The following is a 24,622-nucleotide window of genomic DNA, read 5'->3' as shown; positions in this document are numbered from 1 at the left end:
TCAATGCCCCTGCACTTCTGGTTTGCTTGGTTCTGGCTCGGGCTCCGGAGCCGGCGTCTGCCCCGGTGCCAACGACCGGATCGCGTCAGCGATTGAGCGCAATGGCGCTGCAAAGTCAGGAAACTGGAAGCCAGCGACCAGTACCGCAGCAACCCAGAAGATGCCATTATGCGTGAACAGAGCCAGAAGCGCCAGAATCCCAACCAGTTGGAATTGCGGATGATTTGTCTCATGCGCCATCTTTTCCGGTATCGAATGCAGGGTAAAATACGCCACGCCGATCAGAACAACCATGGCAACGGTGAAAATCAGCATGAAGGTAAAAAGATAATCACTGCCATCTGCCTGCGTGACATAAGCGGGGATATGGCCCGTTGCCATTGGATGAAGGTCTGCCATGTCCACGTTGTCTCCAAATCTTCTGATATGTGCACTAAAACCAGTCTGGAAGCGTGCGATCAAGTGTCCGATACCTTGAACTTGCGTCTTTTCGGGCGACGATGCCCATGCAATGGTCCGCTCAGACTCAAATACAACCCGTTCGGTTCGGGATATCCGGATCAGAAAGGCGCGAATGATCGATTTTCTAGTGATCGGAGGCGGTATTGCCGGTCTCAGCACCGCTGCACGCTTATCCGCACATGGTGAAGTAATCGTTCTCGAAGCTGAGGACGCGTTGGGCTACCATACGTCAGGCCGATCTGCCGCCCTGTTCGAACAGGAGTATGGGCCGGATTCGGTTGTGGCGCTGTCCAAAGCCAGCGCCGCCTATTTTGAGGACAACGATTATCTCACCCCGCGCGGATTGATGCTGGTAGCGGCAAAGCATCAACAGGATCAATTTGAGAAAGACGTAACTGACCTTGGCGTTCAGCCGATAGATTTGGAGGAGGCGCTGCAGCGCATTCCGATCCTGAATCTTGCGTCGGTGGGATTTACCGCGCTCAGCAATAGCGCTCGGGATGTCGACACAGATCGTGTCTTGCAGGACTTCGCGCGCAGAATCCGAGCGGGCGGAGGCAAAGTCCTCACCCGTCAGAAGGTGACGCGCATTCGCAAGTCCGGACACTGGACCGTCGAGGCGCAAGATACGTTCGAGGCACGTCAGATCGTAAACGCTGCTGGCGCCTGGGTGGATGAGGTCGCGCTGATGGCCGGAATTGAGCCAATCGGGATCAGTCCGTGCCGCAGATCAATGGCACGTATTCCTGCGCCCGGTGGTCACGATGTTCGCAACTGGCCCATGATGCTGGGTGTCGGGGAAAGCTGGTATGCCAAACCGGATGCAGGAAAGCTCCTGGTCTCACCTGCCGAGGCGGACCCGACCACGCCCCACGATGCCTATGCAGACGATATGGTATTGGCCGAAGGTCTGGCCCGCTATGAAGCAATGGTGACTGAGCCCGTCACACGTCTGGAAAGCAACTGGGCCGGTTTGCGCAGCTTTGCCCCGGACGGCACGCTGGTTCTGGGGCCCGACCCTGCGGATCGGTCATTCATCTGGTCTGCCGCTCAGGGCGGCTATGGCTTTCAGACAGCGCCTGGGGCTTCACAACTGGTTAGCGATCTGGTGTCAGGTTCGGCACCGACGATTGATCCCGATGCAGTTGCGGCGCTGAAACCCGAAAGGCTCCGCCGATGAGCAAGCGTAAGTTGCCCTCGAACGCCAGCGTCGCCAACGAAGGGGATGGTGGCAGATTGGTCGCCCCTGCAGCCAGCCGGAATTCCGACGTCCTGTGCGATTTGCTAGATCGCGTTGCCCCCCAATCGGGTGATGCGTTGGAGCTTGCAAGCGGAACAGGTCAGCATGTTCTTGCCTTTGCCCAGCGCCTGTCCGGCCTGAACTGGCAACCCAGTGAAATCTCTGCAGAACGCCGGGCCAGTATCAGCGCCTATTCTGCGGGATTGCCCAATGTTGCGCCTCCGGTTCATCTGGACGCGACTGTCCTTGGTTGGAGTCAGAGTTTCGACCAGAAAGACCTTATCGTTCTGATCAATCTTCTGCATCTGATCAGCTGGGCCGAGGTAACGGCTTTGGTATCCGAAGCGGCTTTGACCTTGCGACCCAAGGGGCGTCTGGTTCTTTATGGGCCTTTTATGCGCGCAGGCGAGCTGACAAGTGATGGCGACAAACGATTCCATGACGCTCTGATCCAGCAAGACCCGGATATCGGCTATAAGGACGATACACAAATGCAGGAACTTCTACGCGCCAACGGGCTTGAGTTGCTTGAAATCGCCGAGATGCCAGCGAACAATCTTGCCTTCGTCGCAAAAAAACCTGCGAACTGATCAAGATCAAAGTCGAGTTTGCTGCTCCGCTTCATATGCTATTTTTGATATGTATGAAGAGGAGCTTTGCTATGACCTGGCAAAACGCGCTGGATGAAACCCGCAAGGGCTTGCGTAACTTGAACAGCACCATCCCTGATACCGCGCGCGCTTTTGGCGCATTGGGGAAATCGGTCAAGGAAGGCGGTACGCTGGATTATAAAACCAAGGAATTCATCGCCTTGGGCATGTCCATAGCCGTACGCTGTGAACCCTGCATTTCCCTGCACACCGAAGCTTTGATCAAGGCTGGTGCCTCACGCGAAGAAGTGTCGGATGTTTTGGCCATGGCCATCCAGATGGGGGGCGGACCGTCGATGATGTATGCCGCCAAGGCCTTGGACTGTTTCGAAGAGCTGGCCGGCAGCTAACTGCGTCACCTTGTCCCTAACGGATCGAGGTCTGCTGCACGTTTCACACAGACAACGCCAGACAACGATGGAGAAAATGAAATGAAACCAATCTTTGCCGCTCTCATCGCGACTTTTCAGCAAGTGCCGCATTCGCCGCCAGCCATGCGGATGAGGGGCTGGAACATTTCTTCGAAAGTTGGGACCTGAACAGTGACGGGGTTATCAGCCTGCCAGAGGCGACCGAGCAGCGCGAAGGCATTTTCTACATGTTCGATGCTGACGAGAATGGTGTTCTCGACACTGCAGAATATGACCTTTTCGACACAACCCGCGCTGCCGCGACTGAAACCGGAGCGGAGCGCAGCAAAGCGATGCAGGCAGTCGATACGCTGAAACGTGAATTCAACGACTCGAACCAGGACGGGCAGATCAGCCATGACGAGTTCATCACCGGAACTGACATCTGGCTGAAAGCGCTGGATCGCAACAAAGATGGGCAGGTCAGCTTGGTCGATTTCCAGCAATCCTGACAAAAAAGGCCCCGGTCAGAACCGGGGCCTTTTGATTTATCCATCCTTGCGGATGACCTCATTCTTCGGATCGTAGGGGCTGTCGCAGGTAACAACTGCATCCCAAAGTTTGTCCTGCATTTTGACCTGCAGCTTGGTGCCTTCGACCGCCAGTTCGGGCTTCACATAACCCATACCGATGGATTTCTCGAAGGCGACCGAGTAACCGCCCGAAGTCAGACGGCCGACGCGCTCTCCCTCCGGCGTATAGAGCACCTCGCGACCCCACGGATCGGCATCGTCCGGGCCATCAATCAGCAGAGTGCAGCATTTCACACGCACGCCGGTCTCTTCCAGCTTGGCCTTGCCGTGGAAGTCCTTCGACAGATCAACAAACCGCGGCAAATCGGCTTCCAGCGGAGTCGCGTCGCGGCCCAGCTCGGTGCCGAAGGCGCGATAGGATTTCTCCTGGCGCAGCCAGTTTTGGGCGCGTGCACCGACCAGCTTCATACCGTGCTTCTCACCGGCTTTTTCCAGCAGGTCGAACAGGTAGTTCTGCATCTCGATCGGGTGGTGCAGTTCCCAACCCAGCTCACCGGTATAGGCCACACGGATCGCATTGACCGGGCACATGCCCAGTTCGATCTGACGGGCCGACAACCACGGGAAGCGCTTGTTGGACAGCGCGGTATCCGGGTCAGCGTCTTTGATGACCTCTTTCAAAACGTCGCGCGACTTGGGTCCGGCGATGGCGAAGACGCCCCACTGCGTGGTCACGTCCTGGATTTCGATGTAACCGAACTCCTCCATCTTCTCTTCGGCCGCCTTGCGCAGATAGTCGGCGTCATATTCGGTCCAGGCACCGGCGGAGACGATGTAGTAGTTGTTCTCGCCATAGCGGACGATGGTGTATTCGGTGCGGGTGGTGCCGTGCGAGGTCAGCGCGTAGGTCAGGTTGATACGACCGACCTTGGGCAGCTTGTTGCACGTAAACCAATCCAGGAACTGGGTCGCACCGGGGCCTTTGACGACATGCTTGGTGAAGGCCGACGCGTCGATCAGGCCAACGCCTTCTCGGATCGCCTTGGCTTCTTCGACGGCATACTGCCACCAGCCACCACGACGGAACGAGCGGCTTTCCTTGTCAAAATTGTCCGACGCGTCCAGCGGGCCGAAATAGTTCGGACGTTCCCAGCCGTTCACCCAGCCGAACTGAGCTCCGCGCGCCTTCTGCCTGTCATAGGCCGGAACGGTGCGCAGCGGACGGCAGGCCTCACGCTCTTCGTCGGGGTGGTGCAGGATGTAGACGTGCTCATAGCACTCTTCGTTCTTGCGCGCCGCGAATTCGGTGGTCATCCAGTTGCTGCTGTAGCGTTTGGGGTCTAGCGAGGCCATGTCGATCTCGGCTTCGCCGTCGACCATCATCTGCGCCAGATAGTAGCCGGTGCCGCCAGCAGCGGTGATGCCGAACGAGAAACCCTCGGCCAGCCACATGTTGCGCAGGCCCGGCGCCGGACCAACCAACGGGTTGCCGTCAGGAGTGTAGCAGATTGGGCCGTTGAAATCGTCCTTCAGGCCGGATTCAGCGCAGGAGGGAACGCGTTCGGCCATCGCCATGTACTGATCCGCGATCCGGTCCAGATCCAGCGGGAACAGGTCGGCGCGGAAGCTGTCCGGCACGCCATGTTCGAACTGCGCAGGAGCGCCATGTTCGTAGATACCCAGAATCCAGCCACCGCGTTCCTCACGCGCGTAGGATTCGTTGTCGGCGTCGCGCACAACGGGGTGTTCGGGGTTGCCCGCTTCGCGCCATTTGACCAGCTCGGGGTCTTTGTCCATGACGATGAAGGTGTGTTCAACCGGGATCGCAGGCATCTTGATACCCAGCATCTTGGCGGTCCGCTGTGCGTGGTTACCTGATGCAGTCACGACATGCTCGGCAGTGATCACAACCTGCTCATCTGAAGGAACGAGATTGCCACCCTTCTCGACCATCTTGGTGCAGGTAACTTCCCAATGGGTGCCGTTCCAGTGGAACGCATCGGCCTGCATCTTGCGAACAATGTCGACACCGCGCTGACGCGCACCTTTGGCCATCGCCTGAGTGACGTCGGCGGGGTTAATGTAGCCGTCCTCGGTGTGATAGATCGCGCCCTTCAGATCGCTGGTTTCGATCAGCGGCCAGCGTTCCTTGATCTGATCGGGCGTCAGCCATTCATAAGCAACGTCACATGTCTCGGCGGTGGACGCATAGAGCATGTATTCATCCATACGCTCTTGCGTCTGTGCCATGCGCAAGTTGCCCACGACAGCAAAGCCGGCGTTCAGGCCGGTTTCTTCCTCAAGCGTCTTGTAAAAGTCGACCGAGTATTTGTGGATGTGGGTTGTCGCATAGGACATGTTGAACAGCGGCAGCAGACCGGCCGCGTGCCATGTTGATCCGGACGTCAGTTCGTCCCGTTCGATCAACATCACATCGTCCCAGCCCGCTTTGGCCAGGTGATAGGCGATCGAGGTCCCGACGGCGCCGCCGCCAACGACCAGTGCTTTGACTTGGGTTTTCATAGCCGGGTGTCTCCCCTTGAATTCAGTTGACACCATATGGCGCATTTGCGCGCCCCGGCGCGACATTCATCCGACCAGTGATATAAGAAAAACGACCCACGCGATGAGCCGGGTCGTTTTTGTGTCTTATGAAGGGTCGCTATCCGCCGCCGAGAGTGCAGTGCTTGAATGCGCCCTTGGTCAGGCAATCGCTGCTTGTACCTGATCCGCCTTTGTTTACACGGACCACAGTTTCCTTGTCAGAATCGGATTTGCCAAAAGCCGACATCAAACCGCTCAGAAACCCGCCACCGGTGGCCTCGGGTTCAGCCTCCTCCGAAGCGGAATCTCCACTGAATTTGGCAAACAGCTTTCCAAAGACATTCCCGCCGCCTGTCTCAGCCTTCTGAATTTCGCCATCCAGGATATCCGCCAGCCCCTTGCGGTATCCAACCTGAACCAGGTCTTCTGACGATTCGATTCTATTTGCCGTGAGGTCGAAAGCATCGTTAGGCAAGCCATATTGGCTGGCCAGTGTGTTGGCCATCAACGAAAGCTCATCAATGTTTTCAAGCCGCAACCGCGCCAGTTCATTGCGCAGTTTGACGAATTCCTTGCGCAATGCAGCCATCTCGGCCGCCACATCGCCCTCGCGTTCCGGATCGGATTTCGACCCGTTGCCGACACCGGGCACCGGTTGACTGAGCAAAGCGTTCAATTCGTCATAATCCAACTGCTCCAGAAACCCGCGCAGCTTCGGCGCGGGCGCATCTGAATAGATTTGCAGACGGATTTCTTCCCCCAGACCAATGGTCGCCTTATAGATATCAAACCCGGGGTCAGCTTCCAAATCCGTGATCCCGGCGGTGACCATCGACCAGAATGACCGATCATCTACGGTGATCACACTGTATCTGTTTTGCGCAAACTGAAAATATGCCACGCCGCCTATGATGCCGAACGGCGTGTAATCCCGCGCACCCGTGCCCAACCCTTCCATGGACATGGCGATGTTACCAGCCAAGGTGTTGGACTTTGCGTTTGCTCTGAACCGCATCTGAAGCCAAACGGTATGAACGCCGTTTTCGTAAACTGCACTGGTCCGATCAAGCTTGATGGCCAGTTGTTCGACCTCTTGAACCGCGAGTTTCTTGGCGAGCGGTCGGGCGGCCTCGCTTATGTTATCCTGCAGAACCCCCTCGCGAGCATCACGAGCATAGTCAGCATCGGCGATAGCGCGACGGACCCAACCGTCAGCCGATGCGGGGAGATGGCCTCTGGGACCTTCTTTCCAACGTTTCTGCCGCTCACGCTCAATTTCTTCAGCAGCGAGTTCGGCCTGATACAAGTTGAACCGTTGATTGATGGTGTCCACATACCCGCCAAACGACAATCTGCCTTCGGTTTTCTTGTCCTGTTGGAAATAGTCCAGACCTGCAACAACTATGACGGCGATCAACAGGAATCCGATGAACCGCAATACACCCATGAATAACCTCGGAATCAAATACTGCTTTTGCCCGAACCACTCACATAAAATTGAGGCGTTGTTATGACCAACCCTCGTAAGTGGGGTCAGAGAATCTTGCCGGGATTCATGATGTTATCGGGATCCAGTGCTGATTTGATCGCGGACATGTAGCCCGTCGCTGCGCCAAGTTCCTTGACCAGATAGGGGCGTTTGCCCTGCCCGATCCCGTGCTCTCCGGTGCAGGTGCCGTCCATCGAGATCGCCAGATCGTTCAGCCAACCGACGAAAGTATCGGCAGCAGACACTTCTTTCGGGCTGTCCATTTCAAGCAGCACCAAAGTGTGAAAGTTGCCGTCACCGACATGACCAACGATCGGAGCCTGCAAGCCAAGTTCCTCCGCCTTGCCCTGAGCCGCCGTCACACATTCGGCCAGTCGCGAAATCGGAACGCAGACATCAGTTGAAATACCGCTCGCCCCCGGGCGCAATTGCAGACAGGCCCAGTACATATCGTGCCGCGCCTGCCAAAGCTTGTTGCGTTCTTCTGTCGTCGAGGTCGAGGCGAAATCCGTGCCACCGAAATCCTCGGCGATCTGACCGAAGCTGTCGGCCTGTTCCGCGGCACCACTGTCTGATCCGTGGAACTCAAGCAACAGCAGTGGGGTTTCAGGCAGGTCTAGCCCGGAATAGGCATTGGCGGCACGTACAGACATCTGGTCCAGTAGTTCAATACGAGCCACAGGTATGCCGTACTGGATGGTCATCATCACCGCCTGACAAGCCGCATCCACGGTCGGGAAAGAACAACGGGCCGAGCTGATCGCCTCGGGAATGCCCTGCAGGCGCAGAGTGATCTCGGTGATGATCCCCAGTGTCCCTTCAGCCCCAATCAACAGGCGCGTCAGGTCATATCCCGCCGAAGACTTACGTGCCCTGTGGCCTGTGCGAATGACCTGCCCGTCGGGCATTACCGCCTCAAGACTCAGCACGTTATCCTTCATCGTCCCATAACGCACCGCGTTTGTACCCGAGGCTCGGGTGGCCGCCATCCCGCCCAGCGAAGCATTGGCGCCCGGATCGATAGGAAAGAACAGTCCCTGATCACGCAGATATGTGTTCAGGTCGGCACGGGTCACGCCGGGTTGTACGGTGCAATCCAGATCGCCCGCATTGACCGACAGAATTCTGTTCATCTGGCTCAGATCAACCGACACTCCACCTGCAGGCGCGTTCACATGCCCTTCAAGAGAGGTGCCCGTGCCAAACGGGATCACCGGCACCTTATGCGCGGCACAGGTTCGGACAATCTCGGCCACTTCTTCGGTGGATTGCGGAAATACTACTGCATCGGGGCTCTGGTTCTCGATCCATGTGGTTGTGTGGCCGTGCTGTTCGCGGATCGCCGCTCCGGTTTGCAATCGATCCCCGAAGCGTTGCTTCAATATCCCCAACGCCGTCTCGATCCCGGCCTCGTTGCGTGGCAAAGTGGATGCCTGCACCATCATGTTCCCCTTTGCGCCTGAGGCTTACAGCATTGCGGGCACGACCTGATCTGGCGGACGGTGACCATCCTCGAAGGTCTTGATGTTGATGATCACCTTCTCACCCATCTCGATCCGCCCTTCCAGAGTTGCCGAGCCCATATGCGGCAGCAACACCACGTTGGGCAGTTGCCGCAGTCGCGGGTTCACATCGGTGCCGTGCTCATACACGTCCAATCCGGCCCCAGCGATTTCACCCGCACGGATCATGCGGGTCAGTGCGTTTTCGTCGATCACCTCGCCACGCGACGTGTTCACAATCACCGCCGAAGGTTTCATCAGCTTCAGCCGCCGCGCGTTCATCAGGTGGAAAGTCGAAGGTCGATGGGCAGTTGATCGAGATGACGTCCATCCGGGCAACCATCTGATCCAGACTGTCCCAATAGGTTGCTTCAAGCTCCTGCTCGATCTCAGGGCGCAGGCGGCGGCGGTTATGGTAATGCACCTGCATCCCGAATGCGCTGGCTCGCCGGGCAACGGCCTGCCCGATCCGACCCATGCCGAGAATACCCAGGCGGCGTCCACCGACCCGGCCGCCAAGCAAAGCTGTCGGTGCCCAGCCCTCCCAATCTCCTTTTTGCATCACGCTCAGCCCCTCCGGGATGCGGCGCGTTACAGAAAGGATCAGCGTCATCGTCATGTCCGCTGTATCATCGGTCAGCACTCCGGGCGTATTTGAGACCAGAATGCCGCGCTGCCGGGCGGTTGCCACATCGATATTGTCGACACCGGCTCCATAATTCGCAATCAGGCGCAAATTTTCGCCCGCTTGCCCCAGAATGCCTCCGTCGATTGTGTCGGTGATGGTCGGCACGAGCACATCGGCCTCTTTCACCGCTGCAACCAGCTGATCGCGTGTCATCGGCGAGTCATCGTCGCGCAACCGCACATCGAACAGTTCACTCAACCGGGTTTCCACTGCTTCGGGCAATCGTCGCGTAACGACAACACTCAGACGTTCTCTTGGCACCTCAGCCCTCCTACCGCTTTGCAAATCGCCGCGCGCCATGGCATCGTGGCGCAGGATGACACGGGGCACAAGAACCCCTTGGGCATAGACCCGAGCTTTTTTCGAAACACGGTCAACAGGCAATAAGAGCAGGCAGGCAGTGAGTGCGAGGTTTTCAGTGAAACGCCGTGTGATGACGGTGATTGCCGCATTTGTTTTTGCGTTTGCCACCGGCGCTGTGTCCGCGCAGGACAAACGCGGCCCGGTCACGAATCTGCCGTTGCCACGCTATGTCTCGATGAAAGCTGCCGAGGGCAATGTCCGCCGTGGCCCATCCCTGACCCACCGAATCGACTGGGTGTTCAAACGCCGCGGCATGCCGCTGCAGATCACCGCAGAATATGGAAACTGGCGGAAGGTACAGGACCGCGACGGTGCTGGAGGCTGGGTTCATTATGCCCTGCTGTCAGGGGTGCGAACAGTCCTGGTTGAATCGGACTTGCTGCCTGTCTACGCGACAGCGGACCCTAATTCAAAGGTCAACGCCCATTTCGAAACAGGCGTAGTGGCGCGGCTGGGAACCTGCACCCCCGACTGGTGCCGTATCTCTGCCGGGGGGTTTCGTGGGTGGACGCTCAAAAGCAACCTTTGGGGCGTTGATGCTGCCGAAATCCGCGAATAGCTATTCCGCAGCCTCACCCCCGCCACGCTGAGCCAGCTCCTGATCCAGAAGCAGCAGATTCCAGCGATCCGTACCTGCCGCCTTCACCTTATCGAGAATGGAGGTAAACAAGTCCTCTTCCTCGATCTGTTCGGCCAAAAACCAGTTCAGCATGTTTTGCGTGCTATATTCCTTTTCAGCCTGAGCCAATTCGAACAAAGCGTTGATCTGTCCCGTCACAGTCTGTTCCTGCGATAAGGCCTGCTCCAGCACGTCGACCGGCGACGCATAATCCGAGTGCGGTTTCGCAATCCCTTCCAACTCAATTCGCGCGCCTCGCTTGGCGACAAAATCGAAGATCCGCATCGCGTGTGTTTCCTCTTCGGCCGAATGGCCCCGGAACCAACTGGCAAATCCTGGCAAATCCTGAGCCTCGAAATAAGCCGACATTGCAAGATAGCTGTAGGAAGCGTTCAACTCATTATTGATCTGCTTGTTCAGCGCCTCGGCGACTTTTGGGTTCAGATTCATCGCGTGCTCCTTCCAACTCAGTGGCGTGTGGTTGGAAGATAGTATCAGGGATTGATATCCTCAATGGCGAGGCTTCTTATTTTATAATAATAAACAATACCTTACAATTTTCCTTCTGTAGCTGAGTTTCACCTGCAACTGCATCGGCCGTCTTATCTCGGGCATTGATCTTCCCCTCAAACTCTTCGCGCGCGGGCATAACAGGTAAGCAATGAAGACGCCGATATGGTGTTGAATTATCGGATCACATCCACCGCAAGTGTCATTCAAAATTATTTCCAGATTGATGACACTTTTGTCCTAAAAAGCTCTTGAACCCCGCAACCAACAGTCGTAGATAGCCGCTCACCGTTGGGGTGTAGCCAAGTGGTAAGGCAGCGGTTTTTGGTACCGTGTATCGTAGGTTCGAATCCTACCACCCCAGCCATGATTTTCCCGTAACATATTGATTTTGAACAAGGTTTTATAATCTCGTTCCGTAAATGTTGCGGGATGAGGAGAAATCCCGCAACATTTTTGAAGTTGCCTGCATCTGGCGCTTTCACTAAGGCTTTGAAATAATTGGGGAGTCCCTTTTTGTTTGAGGCAAGATGAAATACGTTCCACCGTCGACTGAAGAAACCGCATTCAACTGCCCACATTGTGGCGCGCTGGCCAAACAGTTTTGGCGGTCAGCCTACGCGCATCCAATGGACAAAGACGCGACACCTCAAATCTGGACGCGCGAACGAGTCGACAACTTCGACTTTGATCAGTTTAAGGACGAAGTACGCGAGGATATGCGAAGATTGGTCGAGCGTTGCGCAACCGGTGCTCCTTTTTTTGAAAAGGATGAAAAGTACGTAAATTCTCACATTGGGAACCTCTGGTTGAGCCGCTGCTATAACTGCGATCAGCTTTCGGTTTGGATTTACAATCGTTTAGTTTATCCTGTTGTTGGGAGTGCCCCAGTAGCGAATTCTGATCTACCAGCCGAAATTAGGCGTGACTACGACGAGGCAAGTGCGATTCTTGATGTGTCACCTCGAGGTGCTGCGGCGCTAATCCGTCTGGCAATACAAAAGCTATGTGTGGAGCTTGGGCAGTCGGGCAAGAACATAAATGAAGACATTAAGTCCCTTGTTCAGAATGGTTTGGACACTCGTGTTCAAAAGGCGCTGGATGCTGTGCGCGTCATAGGAAACAATGCCGTCCACCCGGGCCAAATTGACCTTCGAGACGACCGAGCGACCGCCGAAACCCTGTTCCGGTTGTTAAACCTTGTCGCAGAGAAGATGATCTCAGAACCGAAGCATGTCGACGAAGTCTATGCAACTTTGCCCCAGTCCCAATTGGACGCGATTCAAAGACGCGATAAGAAATGACAGGTTTCTGCGTTGCAGAAATTCCCGCAACAAATCCCGCAACATTTTCTCGCCAAACCAGCTGCAACTTATTGAAATTAAATGTTTTTTGAGAAAATCAGAATCCTACCACCCCAGCCATGATTTTCCTCTGTGTCGTCCGGTATGAATCGGAACTTGTCCGGCTTGAAACGCAACTTTTGTCGAGTAAGAGCGCAACTTTTACCAAAACTGGCGGTTTTGCAATTGGCTCTCAGCCCAGTTGGCTGGTTGCCTAGTTTTAAAGAACTGCCACGGTACATGAGGTCTGGAGGTCCTGGAAACAGCACCAGGGCGGGAACAGGCCGAGAAAATTCTGGGCGAAGAGCAGTGCCGGGAGTTGGAGATGATTTTCCCGAATGCGTTTCCTTCATCTGGAAATTCCGCCATGAATGATGCCAGAACCTTTGCTGTTGGAAAAAAAGCCAGAAAGCTATTGCAGAGACATAGGCAAAACAAAAAACCCATCTATGCCTAGTCGTTTTAGGGGTCGAGCGCGCCTGAGTGCTAAATCCTTTTTCTAGCAAAATTTGGCTGAGCTGCCGTTTGTTCCAAGCGCGGCGGATTCAAACATAGAGCCCAGAACGTCCGATGCTGCACTCTGTACGAATGTCAGCTTTGGGTCGAACTCTGATCTTGTCGCGTTGAGGTTTCTTCAAGGCGTGTTTTGAGACGGCCCACAACTTCTTGCGTTGTCGCAATATCATCTGGCGACAGACCTTTCGAGAGTTCATTCACCCATGGGATTTGCTTCGCAATCGCGGCTTCGTATAACTCCTGCCCCTTTCGAGTCATGACAACCAAGTGCGCCCGCTTGTGGTGTGGGTTCGGCTGAAACTCCACCATGCCTTCTTTGCTCAATTCATTGATGATCCGTTGTACGCCCTGCCGGTGAACGCCCATCGTCCGTGCATGCCAGGCAACGGATTCCGGTCGATCAGAATAGGCGATGGCACCAAGAATCTGCCATCGGGCACTTGTTAGACCGAGTTCTGATACGAGGCGATCACCGGCAAGCTGCAATCGACCGTTCAGCCGAAACACATCCAGTATCAATGCTGTCACGGCTTCTCCTTCTTCGGTCCTTCGCGCATCCGGCATGTCGATTCCTCATTTTATTTGACAACGTGTTGTCATTATGCTTGAAGCTTCCTAAATATGACAACATGACACCAAAATGAAACTACTTTCAAGGAGTACCGAAATGGTCAGCTTCAAACCCCTCGACCCCGAGTTTCCTATTGAGCGGCAATTGGGCATCGACGCTGGACCCGTCGTTCTTGTCAATCTCTTCACAGTCGATCCCGGTGACCAAACCGCCTTGGTTGAAGCTTGGAAGAGCGATGCCCAATGGATGAAAAAGCAGCCGGGTTACATCAGCACTCAACTGCATAAGGCTATTGGTGACGGCAGCATGTACCTGAACTACGCGGTCTGGGACTCTGTTGCGGACTTCCGCGCCGCGTTTTCAAACCCCGAGTTTCAGCGGCAGCTCAGCCACTATCCCTCAAGCGCTGTGACCGCCCCCCATCTGTTCGAGAAGGTTGCGGTGCAAAATTGCTGCACGGCCTGACGAAATCTTTTCCAAAAGCCAATTTGAGTGGACCGCTATGAAAACAAAGATTCACGCCATCACGGGCGGCATCGGCTTTGTGATGATCCTCCTCTTCTGGACATCAACAGCCTCCAGCGAGCTCTTTGCGAGCCATGAAACAGTCGCAACCGTCAAGGCATTGATCTTGAAAGGCATGTTCATCCTCATCCCGGCAATGGCCATCGCTGGCGGGTCAGGCATGGCAATGGGCCGGAAACGCAAGGATGCACTTACGAAGGCCAAGAAAAGCCGCATGCCTGTCATTGCGCTGAACGGCTTGCTGATCCTCGTACCGGCTGCTTGGTTTCTGGCTGGCAAAGCCGCTGCTGGCGAGTTCGACAGCACCTTTTACACAGTTCAGGTGATTGAGTTGATCGCTGGCGCAGCCAACCTCGCGATGATGGGATTGAACATTCGCGATGGCTTGCGAATGACCGGCAAAATTCGGAGGCCTCGCTGAGAGCTCGATTCTAGTCCAAGCACTGGCGAAATTGTCGACATTCGAGCAAACGCAGCGAATTGGTGCATTGTTGGGCCAAGCGGATCTCAAGATACACCTAACACAGTGTCGGCCTACTGGTCGCTTAGAACAACCAAAGCTTGAAAGTGCCAAGCGCAACAAACCGCAATCACCCGTGACGGGTGTTATGTGAAGCAATCTCTGGTTGAGTGGTCCGTCCGTCCACAGCCTACCGGCCCAATCACCTAACACCACATTGAGCGGCTTTTTCCCGCCCCATTGATCTTGTTCGCCCAGTCCGATATTCAGACGGGCTGCGTTTTCGGCCGTCTATCCGAGCCCAGCCCGAACCAACGAGCCAACCGATGGAGGGTGCCATGTAGTTCAGAAACTGCATGAAAGGCCAATGACATGGCCCACTACAAACGCAAACGTCCCCGTACCGTGCTTGGGAACGGGTACTCACGCCTAGGTCTGAGCCGTCGTCTCGGAAAAGACCCGGATGAGGTCCGGTGGCTTGGCAATTGGCCACGCTATCACGACATCACCTGTCACACGCGTCCAACGAGACGCAAATCCAAGGCTCTTGCGTCCGGCATCCTGAAAGGCGCTGATCCTGACGACCTAGTCTGGCCCGATGGGCGCAAGCCCCACCACTATTATTGGTGAGTATGTGCGGCGGAAGCATTCCATAACTCCGCCGCGCACTTTGGCTCAGGTGGCCGTTGAGACGACCGAAGCAGTTTGGCCCGTTGCGGCCATCGTTAGATCACGAACCGAGTCCAGCGTCTTTTCTCACTATGAACCGCAGCAAGTTATTGCCCTCGGTCATGAGGTCGTGGCGATCTTCGTTCTTTTTCACTACGGATGCCCACGCCATTTGATCCTGTATGAACCCCATGTAGCTCCCGCACGCGTTCAAGCGTGATGAGTTTGGGTGCTGAAATTTCCGTACCCAGAACTTTCGCGCCGGTCTGCAGCGGATAGTTCTCCCGTACAAAATCCTGCACGCAAGCCCTGAGCTCCGCTGTTGCCGGGTCCTCTTCAGTTTCTTTCAGCCAGGTATAGAATTCGCCCATATCTGTTGTGAAATATGACCGCTTGGTGGAAGACCGACGCCTTGCACGTTCCAACTCGGATTTCAGGGTTTCCGGTCCATTCTTCAAAACCTCGAACCCAGTTTATGACTCAAAGGTCACAATTCAACTGATGTCCAACATCGGGGGCGCCTTCCGATGTCGAACGTTCACCTTGCTTCTGGTCCAACTATGACGGTTGGGTCAGGTTCGTGTGACGTTCAACACGGTGTCGGGCGACTCATAGTTTTGCCATTGGCACGCGGCCAAGTCATTGATTTTGAATCAACTGGATTTTCCTCGATGCACTAGTTTTGCCTTTTGCGACTCAAAGGTTTTCCATTGCGTTGGAGCAGAGTGATATCAGCCATTCGTCTCAGGTGCAGAGAAAGCCCAGAAAGAGCCCAACCTGTACCCTGGATTTTATTGCTGCATGCGCTTGTAGCAGTAACAACATTGCAACTGCCGAATATCTTGTGCGGCCAAGCAGCGGAAAGAACTGTCATTCATGCAAATAGCAGCGATGCTCGCGGCGGCAGTTCACAGTTTGCTCAACAAAGCCGTCCTTCACTTCATCCGCAACAGCTATCGCCTAGCTGAATTGGTGGACACGGGACCGTGGCATATGAACAGTAAACACAACAGTCGCCTTCCAACGGCTTCAAAACTGTTTTGCACGACTTGCATTCATAGAACCACTGGCAAGCATCCGTTGGCATTTGCTCGGTTTCGCTGTGGCCGCACTTCGGGCAAATCAGGGTGCTTTCTAGGACTACAGTTTGTTTTGTCATAGTCTCACATCTGCATGATCAGGTAATCGTTAATCCGTGCCTCGTTAAACACAACGACCCAAGCCACGCCGGTGATTAGAGTTGTTCCTGCAAGCCGCCATTTTAACGTCGGTAAGGAACCGCGCCGATAAGATACCAGCCACGATATCGCGACGAGCGCCGTTGAAATCGTCAGCACATAGTAACTCGCTGCCGCAACCTTCCCAAAGATTGCCAACCAACTGCCGCCCAGCCCCAGTAACATCATCATCATGGGCAAAACGCAGCAAGTCGCGACGCCAAGCGCTGATAGCGATCCCAAATAGCTGAGGCTAAGGTACTTCTGCATTCTGTTTCCCTGATGGACTACGTCGCGCGGAGTTGTAGAGACAACAACCTCTCGTATAACTTCTGTAGCCACTACAGGATCAAGACAGGAAATCTCACATGTTTGCGATTGGGGAGGCATCCCGGCAAAGCGGTGTCGGAATTGAAACTATCCGCTACTACGAACGCGAAGGGATCGTGCCGAAACCAGAAAGGGCATCGAATAATCGACGCATGTACTCTGCGCACGATGTGGGACGGCTTTGTTTTCTAAGGAAGTGCCGAGACTTGGGTTTTGCGCTTGCCGATGCAAAGGTGCTTCTCAACCTGTCCGAAGGTGATAGCGAGGATTGCCAATCCGTTAAGGAACTGGCCGAGCTTCATATCTCCAATGTGCGTATGAAGATAATCGAACTTAAGCGATTGGAGGCCGCCCTGAATGAACTTACGGCCAACTGTAACATCGGTAACGTTTCTTGCCCGATGCTTACGCAGATACGGACCTACTAATGGCACTTTGAGGCTCGCAGTCGCCCTATGCCAACGCAGCATGACCCAAGATTCGGGCCGCGCAGAATCTACCGTTCGTTAGAGAGGTCAACTCGTTGATTTAGTAATGTTTCAATCAATCAATGAACATTTGTGCCTGGCCGCGGTGTTCTTGAAGCACGCGGCGATTTCGGACAGTGAGCCCTACCTGCCGTGCCTGAGCAATCAATTTGCTGCATACGCATTCGGCAGGTTTTATCGGAAGCCGACCTCTGATTTCCGAACCACAGAGCAATGGTTCTGCTTATCTTTGTCCCAAATTGGGCTGGGCAGACTTAGATCTTCTGTTGCTTTCCGTTGTATCAAGGCTTGTATCGTGTGTACTCGAAGTCCATATACACAGGGCTTACGTTTTTCTTTTTCGACCTGCTGTCTCCCAAACTCGGCGTTCAGTCTTTCGATTCAGACCGACCACGCCGAGTCGCCGCAATAATGCGGGCGGCAAGTATTAGGAGACTTCCACCATGGCAAATGGCACAGTAAAATGGTTCAACTCGACCAAAGGTTTTGGCTTTATCGAACCTGAAGATGGCAAGCGCGATGTGTTCGTGCATATCTCAGCACTTGAGCGTTCCGGCATCAGCGAATTGAAGGACGGCCAGAAGGTCACTTTTGACGTCGAAGCTGGCCGTGACGGGCGCGACAGCGCCGCCAATCTGGCACTGGCCTGACCTTTTACGGGCACCCTTATGGGGTGCCCGTTTGCACAATGGGCTGCTAAAAGCCCTTGGAGAACAAGTCAGTTGCAACAGCAGGAATTGACCCGGGCGCTCGCGCAATACCGTGTGCCCGATACGAAGCGTAGCGTTTTTGAACTGACAATCACTGTCATCCCCTTTTTCGCGCTATGGGGCGCAGCGTGGTTTGCGCTATCCCTTAGTATCTGGGTCACTGTTCTATTGGCCATCCTGGACGCCGCATTTCTGGTGCGTATCTTCATCATCATGCATGATTGTGGTCACGGATCTTTCTTTAGAAGCCGCACCGTTTGCAATTGGACCGGCCGGGTTCTGGGTGTTCTCGCCCTGACACCCTATGACGTCTGGCGGCAAAGCCATGCGATTCACCATGCCTCAACCGGTAACCTTGATCGGCGTGGTATGGGTGACATTCCTACATTGACCATTGAGGAATACCTGAAACGGAATTGGTTCGGGCGTGCCGCTTACAGGTTAATCCGGAACCCTTTTTCCTGTTCTGTATCGTACCGGTCTACACGTTCTTTTTTCAAAATCGCTTGCCCTTTGGTTTCATGCGGTCAGGCTGGCTGTATTGGGCAAGTGCAATGGGAACAAACGCCGCGATTGCGGTGGTCCTGGCTCTGATTTTTTGGGCCGGAGGCATTGAGGTTTTAGCGTATGTTTTCCTGCCAACCATGATCGTCGCCGCATCGATTGGTATTTGGCTATTCTATATTCAACACCAGTTTGAACACACGACCTGGGAACGGGAAGAAGTGTGGAATCTTCAGAACGCCGCATTCTATGGAAGTTCTCACTACGCCCTGCCAGGCATCCTGCGGTGGTTCTCTGCCAATATCGGTGTGCACCATGTTCACCACCTTGCCAGCCGCATACCGTTCTATCGGCTAAACGAAGTTTTGCGTGACCATTCTGAGTTGGAAAACTGCCAGCGTATTACTCTATATCAGAGCCTTCATTGTGCGCGATTGCATCTTTGGGATGAAAAAAGTCAGCGCCTGATGACATTTTCAGAGGCTTTGTCAAACGCCAATCCCAAAAAGAGCTTAGTGTAGTCTGGCGCGGACCAAATAGGCTTCAATAGTATCACCGCCGAGGGCGCGGATAGCCTCTAGTCGGTGAAGACCTTCAATCAGCACGAACCTTTTGTTGTCAGCGCGTATCTGGATCGGGGTCTTCTGGCCATTCTTCAGGATATCTTCGGCCAGCGTCAGAACTTTTTGTTGATCAAGCGTTTTCGCCCGTTTCACAGGTACATAGATCAGGTCGAGCGGATATGGTCTTTTCTCCAACATAAGCTACGTGAGCAACCTTTCGTGCATTTGTTGCGGTTCGAAGTTCGCTACAAGAGCTGGGGCTGGAACGTACGTCATAGAACCGAACGAACAGCGTCGCGCAGTTCCTGATGCATGATCCAGGTTGCTGGCTCATCTTCACTTTCGATGTGAGAAAATGCCAGGACCTGAGCGGCGCCATCATTCTGTACCGATCCGGCGTCGGGTAGATCTAGTTCCAGGTATTCTGCGATCAATAGTCCGATTTTCTTGAAAACCTTGATGGACGCCTCGCGCGATTTGTAACCGGCCGCCTGAGACAAGTGACCAATGGTCAGACCGTCCTTGCCTGCGATAGTAAGTGCTTTGAGCATTGTGACCTGCGCAGGGGTGAGCCTGATCTGTCGCAACGCCTCGGTATATTCTCTTTCACTGGGAACGAGGGTGCCAGAGTTTCCCTCCAAACGGCGTTGACCGCTACGCTTCCTGTCTCGTTCTTCGAGAATTTCTTTTAAGGCTTCAATGGCCAATGCTGGTGTTTCGCCAACTGCATCGGCAATCATTGCCTGCGTTTTAGCCGGTGGCTTAGGAAATGCCCTTGCAACACAATTGCCGCTCAGAACGCCAGCCTTAATCATGTACTTTCCAAATTCTTCCTCAATCACTCCTGATACGTCAGCGTTCCGCAACTTACGAACACTGCGGTCCTGAAACGCTCTTTGTTCCAGACCATGAGCTGACATCTTTGAACCGGGAAGGGTTACTTGAGGGGCATTTTTACGCATCAGAGAAACACCACCACAATTATCGCTGCAACGCACACTGCTAACGCAATAGATATCTTAATCCCATAAGACCGGCGACGCACCTTTTCGGCTTTGAGAATTTTACCCAGGTTTTCGTCAATCGAGTTATGGTTCACGGCTTAGTCCTTCCGGATTTGTCAGGCGGCTTTGGTTTCCACCAACTTATTGTCGCGGCACATTTTCGGTGCACTGGTCGTTCTGTCTCGTGAACGGCCGGTTACATTCCCAACCATCACCTCTTCGATTCAAATGAGCGTTTGAAGGGACAAGAATCGCAACGCACTTGTCCCGGTTTGCGCGAAAACCACGTTCGCATTTCCATCCGGAATAAGTTTCAGGCGCGAGGTATGCATGCTGTGGAACTGCCACAGGCTCACAGCCGCTATCCGCTGCCCTGTAACCTCTGATGCACACCCAACCATCCGCGCTGTTTTTGTCAGTCAGGCGGCCGTTGCTCGGGACACTAATCGCAACACAATCCTGGTCTTCCTTACGAAATCCCCAGTCACAGTGTACTTCCTGTGCGCCAAACCGGGTTTCGACGTACCCATTTTGAGGCGCAATCAATTCTTCGCATTTTTCTCCGACTCGTCGGAAGAGCCGATTGCACTCCCATCGATCTCCAGTCGATGCAAGATATGCGTTTTTAGGAACTGCTATTTCCTCACAAAGATCTCCAACACGCTGGAATCCATGGTTGCATTCCCAAACTGGACCATAGGAACTACCGGTCAAATGCGCATTTTGAGGTGCGTTTGCTCTTTGACACGATCCGTTCTTGTTTTCGAAACCTTCGTCACAAACCGATCCGTCGGCATTGCCTGCGACTTGGGCAGGAAGCTGCGTTCCTGAGAGCAACACCAAGAGTGTCGGGATCAGGCAAAGAACGCGGCGCAAAAACACGATGAATGACTGAATGAAGCGGAGCCTGAGACCTGATCTATCGGGCATCAAGCACGCAATTTATGAGCCATGTGCTGTTCATACGGCGCCTTCTTTAATTGGTCACCCGATGACTGGGGCTTGTCAGGTGACAGTTGCGAATGCTTGCGAGGAACTAGCTCATCACGAAGACCCCAGTGAAACCCGTTCCTATGCTGGGGCACATGCTACAGTTATTCTGAAGGCCATTGGATCATCGAAGCCGGCAGCATCGCGGCGACGAGTAACTTTCACCAATGCACTTTTGTGGTCCTTAGCCAGAATAGAGTCAAGGAAGTTTCCCTTGTCGCAATGCAAGTACCGCCAGGGCAGGTAGTTTTTGAAACTGCCGGTGACCAAGATCCTTGGTGAACTACCGAAAGAAATTGTCTGGCCTGAGTGCGGCGAAAGAGGAGTATGTGATCAAGGCTTCCCCGTGACTATGAATGACTGGCCTGATAACATTGGCTGCAACGCAGCGATTTTCGCGCCGCTTCTGCACAAGTACTCGCGGCGTGATCAAATGGCCGCTCGGTCCCGCACCCTGTAAATTGCGCCTGAGCCGAGAAAACTGTGCTGCGAGCGTACGCAACAAGATTTTGACACTTCCGCTCAGGGCACGCTACGTCCCACTCCTGCGTAAAAGAACTAGAACCACTATGGATTGGCGACCGACAGCGCCGCTCGCCAAACTGTCTCAGATGTCTATGCGCTCTGCAATGCTTAGCGCGTCTTCCAATTCAACGCCCAGGTATCGCACGGTGCTATCGACCTTTGTGTGCCCAAGCAGAAGTTGGACCGCGCGGAGATTTCCTGTCTTGCGGTAGATCTCAGCTACTTTGGTTCGGCGAAGCGAATGCGTGCCATATCCGCTCGGTTCCAATCCGATTGCGGTCACCCAGTCTCGAACCAGCCTGCCATACTGGCGCGTCGAGATGTGTGGTCGATTATGGAATCGGCTTGGAAACATGAACCGGCTAGCAAACATTTCCGGTGATTTTACCCATACCAATACAGTTTCTCGCGTGTTTTCCGTCAGTTCGAATTGAACAGATCGCTTGGTTTTGCTCTGGATCACCGAAACACGCTCACGGACGCGATCGTCTTTGACAAGATCGGTCACAGCGAGTTTGACCAGATCGCAGCCGCGTAGCTTGCTATCAATCGCGACGTTGAACATTGTGAGATCACGCATATTTCCAGAAAGTTCGAGCCGGGCACGGATCGCCCAGACCTGTTTTGGGAGTAGCGGTCGTTTCTGACCGATGATCCGCCCTTTGTTCCAAGCTCTGGGTTTTGGGGTGACTGCAGGTAGTTGGACTCTTGGCATATTTTGCACTCCGATCCACCCTCCGCACCCAAGCAACAGCACCGCGCTGACCACCGAATAGTACAAGCGGCGTGAATGCCTGCTGTCCGATTATGAATACTGGCATGGTTTAAGTGTGTGCATTAGGCGGCTTGAGCCCATATCACTACGCATAAGAACGGTTCGAGTCCAAACCGCGCGTACGCTTCGTCTTCAGCACCGATTACCGATCGGGTTCCACGTTAAAAGGCCCGGGTCAGCACCAATAAGATAAAATGAGATATGATCAGAAAAGCTGGTAAGACCGGCGTCAGGTTATCAGCGACGCCGAGCTAACCCAGGGCTTACTGATACGCCATTTCGCCACGCGCTCAACCCCTTGCAGCGTCGACAAATCCGCTCTCCGAACCCTTCGCTCCAGAATGGCGTTCTGCAACGAAGACACGGGCGTTCTTGCGGCACGTCATTGTGGGCGCGAGCCATGATCGTATCTGCTTCGTTGTCGGAGTCTTCCATCAGTTCTTAGCCTCGATTTCTGTTTTGGTTAATACAGCGACTGGAAAAGAAAGTTCCGAGCCCTAAGCCTTGAGATTGAAGGAGCTGCCTGGTTCAGACTGTCCGATGGGACGGCCTGTAATCCGAGGGGTTTTAATAGGACGAACTGGCATTCCTTCGTTCTCAGCAGCTTGGACAGCGAAAGCATACCGAGAACCGCTTGCGCATCCTCGTGGTATGGCTCGTTGATCTGATGATCCGTCGTCTGCCTCAGAAATGAGCGACTCCGAGTAGAGGTGCCGAAGTTGAGTCTCAGACACACCATCCGCTTCCATGATCAGTTGCACCATCGGATCGGCCAAAAGTTGGTCGAGCAAGAATTGTGACAACTCTTTCGCAGACAATTTATCTATTGCGCGTGCTCTGTCCAAATCAGCAAGAGAAACGGTCAAGGTTCGCGCCAGACCGGGGTGAGATTTCCGTGGATGCAGAGAGATTAGCACTGATGCTTTCCAGGCTTCTGGATCCAAATAATCTGGTGGTGCGGAAAGCTCAGTTTCTATGTCGTATTCGCCCGCCGGGAGTAATTCGTCAAAGCCAGGGAAAGTAAACGGCCTGGAAAAGACTGCGATTGTCTTGCTGGTTATCTGGTTCATTTGGGTAGTTCTCCTTTGCTGATAGCGCTCGGAGATGCAGACAAAAACAAGCCACCCTCTCCCGGCAGGGTATTATGAACTTTGAGGTTTCGGCTTTGGTTTTTCGGGGACGGTGTCAGGCGCTTCAGACGTAACTTCTTTTTTCGGCGCGTCCGCATCGTTTTCCTTCAGTGCGGCAGCCGCTCTGGTCGTCAAGTCCTTGAAAGACATCATTTTGATCCTTTGATTGTCCGCACCACCCACGAGCCCAGATGGGGTGTGAAAAGTGAATGCGGATACCACCAATATAGGTATTGGTGGCCCAATTTACTACGTAAAGCCGTAGAATAAGACGGGTGGCTGAAGCAGAACCGAGGCGGCGGCAACCTGGCGCGCTACTTTCGCTTCGAATATGGGCGATCAGTGTTCGCTGCGGTGCAGTCAACCAATGCGCCATCACCATGGAAGACTTTTGCTACATCGGGTGCAGCCATGCCGCGCGAGAGCGCGCTATAGTTCAATTTCAGCTTCACCTCGCCACCAGGGCGAAGCAGACAACTGGTGTTTTCAACAACGATATGATCACTGGTGGCTCCGACGAACGTGACGCCAGCAGGGAATATTAGACCCGCCGCATCGGTGTCCTGGAGTCCAATCGCAAGGATCGACCGAGTATTCGAAGGACTGTCTAAAGTCACACACTGCATTGAAGGTATAGGATAATTCATTTGCAAGGGATTTGGATTTGATTTGGCTTTCGTTTCGATCACTTCCGCCCAAAGCGTAAAAGCATCTGTGTAAAGCCCGCCGATCGCGTGCCCCGATACGGGATCGGTACCCAACAGGATAGCCTCACCCAGACGCAGGTTGTTGATCTTTCCGGTCGCACCCTTGCCAAGCGCCCATGGCAAACTGGCGGAGCCGCCGCCTGACACTGTTTCAAGAGCGGGTCCAAACGCGCGCTCGGTGTCGATGGCAAGCGACGAAAGCAATGCCATTGCTTCTGCAGAGGGTGCCACATGACCCAGACAGGCAAAATTTGCGCCAATCCCCTTCAGAGAAATCCCTTCCATTCTAAGAATTTGAAACACAGTGCTTTCAAGGTGTTCAGGCGGGATTCCTTCCCGCATATCCCCCATTTCCACCATCAGGATAATGTTGTGAGTAATGTTCTTTCCCAGCGCACTCATGGCCAGGCTTGCGATAATGTCCATCTCTGTGTTGAAGCTTACATCGCAGTAATCAACAACTTGCGCGACCTGGCTCAGCATGGGTGTTCGGATCAAGGATATGGAGCACGAGATTCCAGCATCGCGCATACGCATGATATTGCTGATCCGCGCGTCCGCCAGCCCTGTCGCGCCGCCTTCAAGCATAGCATTCGCAATCTCAGGGTGACCGCACACGGCTTTTGTCACGCCTGTAACCGTAAT

Annotated in this window: 27 protein-coding genes, 1 tRNA gene and 1 pseudogene; 14 read left to right on the top strand and 15 right to left on the bottom strand. The window is 54.2% G+C overall.

Going from position 1 to position 24,622, the window contains the following annotated elements; translation table 11 throughout:
- Complete coding sequence (locus tag ACR3EM_RS00295; protein WP_480468829.1) at positions 1-399, bottom strand: hypothetical protein; 399 nt, start codon at positions 397-399, stop codon at positions 1-3.
- A 175-nt stretch (positions 400-574) separates the two neighbouring features.
- Here ACR3EM_RS00295 and ACR3EM_RS00290 point away from each other — a divergent pair, with 175 nt between their 5' ends.
- From ACR3EM_RS00290 to ACR3EM_RS00275, 4 genes are all read left to right on the top strand, one after another.
- A complete protein-coding gene (locus ACR3EM_RS00290) occupies positions 575-1,642 on the top strand; it encodes an NAD(P)/FAD-dependent oxidoreductase (RefSeq protein ID WP_480468828.1) in 1,068 nt (355 codons plus the stop codon).
- Positions 1,639-2,292 (top strand): DUF938 domain-containing protein, encoded by a 654-nt coding sequence (locus tag ACR3EM_RS00285; RefSeq protein WP_480468827.1) that lies wholly within the window; start codon positions 1,639-1,641, stop codon positions 2,290-2,292. Before ACR3EM_RS00290 ends, ACR3EM_RS00285 begins: the two co-directional genes overlap by 4 nt.
- Positions 2,293-2,363: 71 nt before the next feature.
- Entirely contained in the window at positions 2,364-2,702 is a 339-nt protein-coding gene (locus tag ACR3EM_RS00280) for a carboxymuconolactone decarboxylase family protein (RefSeq protein ID WP_480468826.1), read from the top strand.
- 248 nt (positions 2,703-2,950) lie between these two features.
- Complete coding sequence (locus tag ACR3EM_RS00275; protein WP_480468825.1) at positions 2,951-3,214, top strand: hypothetical protein; 264 nt, start codon at positions 2,951-2,953, stop codon at positions 3,212-3,214.
- Positions 3,215-3,250: 36 nt separating this feature from the next.
- Here the strand turns inward: ACR3EM_RS00275 and ACR3EM_RS00270 are convergent, their stop codons facing one another.
- The 4 genes and pseudogenes from ACR3EM_RS00270 to ACR3EM_RS00255 form a co-directional block, all read right to left on the bottom strand.
- A complete protein-coding gene (locus tag ACR3EM_RS00270; protein ID WP_480468824.1) occupies positions 3,251-5,758 on the bottom strand; it encodes a GcvT family protein in 2,508 nt (835 codons plus the stop codon).
- Between the two features lie 139 nt (positions 5,759-5,897).
- Positions 5,898-7,226 (bottom strand): cupredoxin domain-containing protein, encoded by a 1,329-nt coding sequence (locus tag ACR3EM_RS00265; RefSeq protein WP_480468823.1) that lies wholly within the window; start codon positions 7,224-7,226, stop codon positions 5,898-5,900.
- Between the two features lie 86 nt (positions 7,227-7,312).
- On the bottom strand, positions 7,313-8,710 hold the full coding sequence (locus tag ACR3EM_RS00260; RefSeq protein ID WP_480468822.1) for an FAD-binding oxidoreductase: 1,398 nt from the start codon (positions 8,708-8,710) through the stop codon (positions 7,313-7,315).
- Between the two features lie 24 nt (positions 8,711-8,734).
- Positions 8,735-9,719 (bottom strand): annotated as a pseudogene (locus ACR3EM_RS00255) (2-hydroxyacid dehydrogenase).
- Positions 9,720-9,891: 172 nt separating this feature from the next.
- Between ACR3EM_RS00255 and ACR3EM_RS00250 the strand changes: the two are divergent.
- A complete protein-coding gene (locus tag ACR3EM_RS00250; RefSeq protein WP_480471871.1) occupies positions 9,892-10,380 on the top strand; it encodes an SH3 domain-containing protein in 489 nt (162 codons plus the stop codon).
- Here the strand turns inward: ACR3EM_RS00250 and ACR3EM_RS00245 are convergent, their stop codons facing one another.
- Entirely contained in the window at positions 10,381-10,890 is a 510-nt protein-coding gene (locus tag ACR3EM_RS00245) for a ferritin (protein ID WP_480468821.1), read from the bottom strand.
- Positions 10,891-11,242: 352 nt separating this feature from the next.
- On the opposite strand from ACR3EM_RS00245, the gene ACR3EM_RS00240 reads away from it, so the two are divergent.
- Both ACR3EM_RS00240 and ACR3EM_RS00235 read left to right on the top strand, forming a co-directional pair.
- A tRNA-Gln gene (locus ACR3EM_RS00240) sits at positions 11,243-11,317 on the top strand.
- Between the two features lie 163 nt (positions 11,318-11,480).
- The gene (locus tag ACR3EM_RS00235) at positions 11,481-12,254 is read left to right on the top strand and encodes a DUF4145 domain-containing protein (RefSeq protein WP_480468820.1); all 774 of its coding nucleotides are present in this window, start codon (positions 11,481-11,483) and stop codon (positions 12,252-12,254) included.
- A 630-nt stretch (positions 12,255-12,884) separates the two neighbouring features.
- On the opposite strand, the gene ACR3EM_RS00230 is transcribed toward ACR3EM_RS00235, so the two are convergent.
- The gene (locus tag ACR3EM_RS00230) at positions 12,885-13,337 is read right to left on the bottom strand and encodes a MarR family winged helix-turn-helix transcriptional regulator (protein WP_480468819.1); all 453 of its coding nucleotides are present in this window, start codon (positions 13,335-13,337) and stop codon (positions 12,885-12,887) included.
- Positions 13,338-13,476: 139 nt separating this feature from the next.
- Here ACR3EM_RS00230 and ACR3EM_RS00225 point away from each other — a divergent pair, with 139 nt between their 5' ends.
- The 3 genes from ACR3EM_RS00225 to ACR3EM_RS00215 all read left to right on the top strand — a co-directional run bounded on the left by ACR3EM_RS00225 (position 13,477) and on the right by ACR3EM_RS00215 (position 14,995).
- On the top strand, positions 13,477-13,845 hold the full coding sequence (locus ACR3EM_RS00225) for an antibiotic biosynthesis monooxygenase family protein (protein WP_480468818.1): 369 nt from the start codon (positions 13,477-13,479) through the stop codon (positions 13,843-13,845).
- Between the two features lie 37 nt (positions 13,846-13,882).
- A complete protein-coding gene (locus ACR3EM_RS00220) occupies positions 13,883-14,326 on the top strand; it encodes a hypothetical protein (RefSeq protein ID WP_480468817.1) in 444 nt (147 codons plus the stop codon).
- Between the two features lie 411 nt (positions 14,327-14,737).
- Positions 14,738-14,995 carry a hypothetical protein gene (locus ACR3EM_RS00215; protein ID WP_480468816.1) on the top strand — a complete coding sequence of 86 codons (258 nt, stop codon included), beginning with the start codon at positions 14,738-14,740 and terminating at the stop codon, positions 14,993-14,995.
- Positions 14,996-15,141: 146 nt separating this feature from the next.
- On the opposite strand, the gene ACR3EM_RS00210 is transcribed toward ACR3EM_RS00215, so the two are convergent.
- The 3 genes from ACR3EM_RS00210 to ACR3EM_RS00200 form a co-directional block, all read right to left on the bottom strand.
- Positions 15,142-15,405: a hypothetical protein gene (locus tag ACR3EM_RS00210; protein WP_480468815.1), complete on the bottom strand. Its 264-nt coding sequence runs from the start codon at positions 15,403-15,405 to the stop codon at positions 15,142-15,144.
- A 569-nt stretch (positions 15,406-15,974) separates the two neighbouring features.
- A complete protein-coding gene (locus ACR3EM_RS00205) occupies positions 15,975-16,193 on the bottom strand; it encodes a GDCCVxC domain-containing (seleno)protein (protein WP_237217120.1) in 219 nt (72 codons plus the stop codon).
- Between the two features lie 4 nt (positions 16,194-16,197).
- Positions 16,198-16,521 carry a hypothetical protein gene (locus ACR3EM_RS00200; protein ID WP_170499188.1) on the bottom strand — a complete coding sequence of 108 codons (324 nt, stop codon included), beginning with the start codon at positions 16,519-16,521 and terminating at the stop codon, positions 16,198-16,200.
- 98 nt (positions 16,522-16,619) lie between these two features.
- On the opposite strand from ACR3EM_RS00200, the gene ACR3EM_RS00195 reads away from it, so the two are divergent.
- The 4 genes from ACR3EM_RS00195 (at position 16,620) to ACR3EM_RS00180 (ending at position 18,804) form a co-directional block, all read left to right on the top strand.
- The gene (locus ACR3EM_RS00195; RefSeq protein WP_170499190.1) at positions 16,620-17,009 is read left to right on the top strand and encodes a MerR family transcriptional regulator; all 390 of its coding nucleotides are present in this window, start codon (positions 16,620-16,622) and stop codon (positions 17,007-17,009) included.
- A gap of 503 nt (positions 17,010-17,512) precedes the next feature.
- Positions 17,513-17,719, top strand: a complete 207-nt coding sequence (locus ACR3EM_RS00190) for a cold-shock protein (RefSeq protein WP_170430361.1) — start codon at positions 17,513-17,515, stop codon at positions 17,717-17,719.
- Positions 17,720-17,737: 18 nt separating this feature from the next.
- Positions 17,738-18,373 (top strand): fatty acid desaturase, encoded by a 636-nt coding sequence (locus ACR3EM_RS00185; protein ID WP_480468814.1) that lies wholly within the window; start codon positions 17,738-17,740, stop codon positions 18,371-18,373.
- Positions 18,301-18,804 (top strand): fatty acid desaturase, encoded by a 504-nt coding sequence (locus ACR3EM_RS00180; RefSeq protein ID WP_480468813.1) that lies wholly within the window; start codon positions 18,301-18,303, stop codon positions 18,802-18,804. Before ACR3EM_RS00185 ends, ACR3EM_RS00180 begins: the two co-directional genes overlap by 73 nt.
- Here ACR3EM_RS00180 and ACR3EM_RS00175 read toward each other — a convergent pair.
- The 5 genes from ACR3EM_RS00175 to ACR3EM_RS00155 form a co-directional block, all read right to left on the bottom strand.
- Positions 18,796-19,044 (bottom strand): ParB N-terminal domain-containing protein, encoded by a 249-nt coding sequence (locus ACR3EM_RS00175; protein WP_170353732.1) that lies wholly within the window; start codon positions 19,042-19,044, stop codon positions 18,796-18,798. The two genes, ACR3EM_RS00180 and ACR3EM_RS00175, sit on opposite strands and share 9 nt — an antisense overlap.
- 74 nt (positions 19,045-19,118) lie before the next feature.
- Positions 19,119-19,808, bottom strand: a complete 690-nt coding sequence (locus ACR3EM_RS00170; RefSeq protein WP_480468812.1) for a hypothetical protein — start codon at positions 19,806-19,808, stop codon at positions 19,119-19,121.
- 1,639 nt (positions 19,809-21,447) lie between these two features.
- Complete coding sequence (locus tag ACR3EM_RS00165; RefSeq protein ID WP_480468811.1) at positions 21,448-22,080, bottom strand: tyrosine-type recombinase/integrase; 633 nt, start codon at positions 22,078-22,080, stop codon at positions 21,448-21,450.
- Between the two features lie 557 nt (positions 22,081-22,637).
- Positions 22,638-23,210 carry a hypothetical protein gene (locus tag ACR3EM_RS00160; RefSeq protein WP_170720314.1) on the bottom strand — a complete coding sequence of 191 codons (573 nt, stop codon included), beginning with the start codon at positions 23,208-23,210 and terminating at the stop codon, positions 22,638-22,640.
- 374 nt (positions 23,211-23,584) lie between these two features.
- Entirely contained in the window at positions 23,585-24,607 is a 1,023-nt protein-coding gene (locus ACR3EM_RS00155; protein WP_480468810.1) for an alanine racemase, read from the bottom strand.
- Positions 24,608-24,622: the final 15 nt, after the last annotated feature.

Source organism: Ruegeria sp. AH3 (assembly GCF_056536265.1).
Note: the sequence above shows the minus strand (reverse complement) of the source record. Positions and strands in the feature narration are given on the sequence as shown.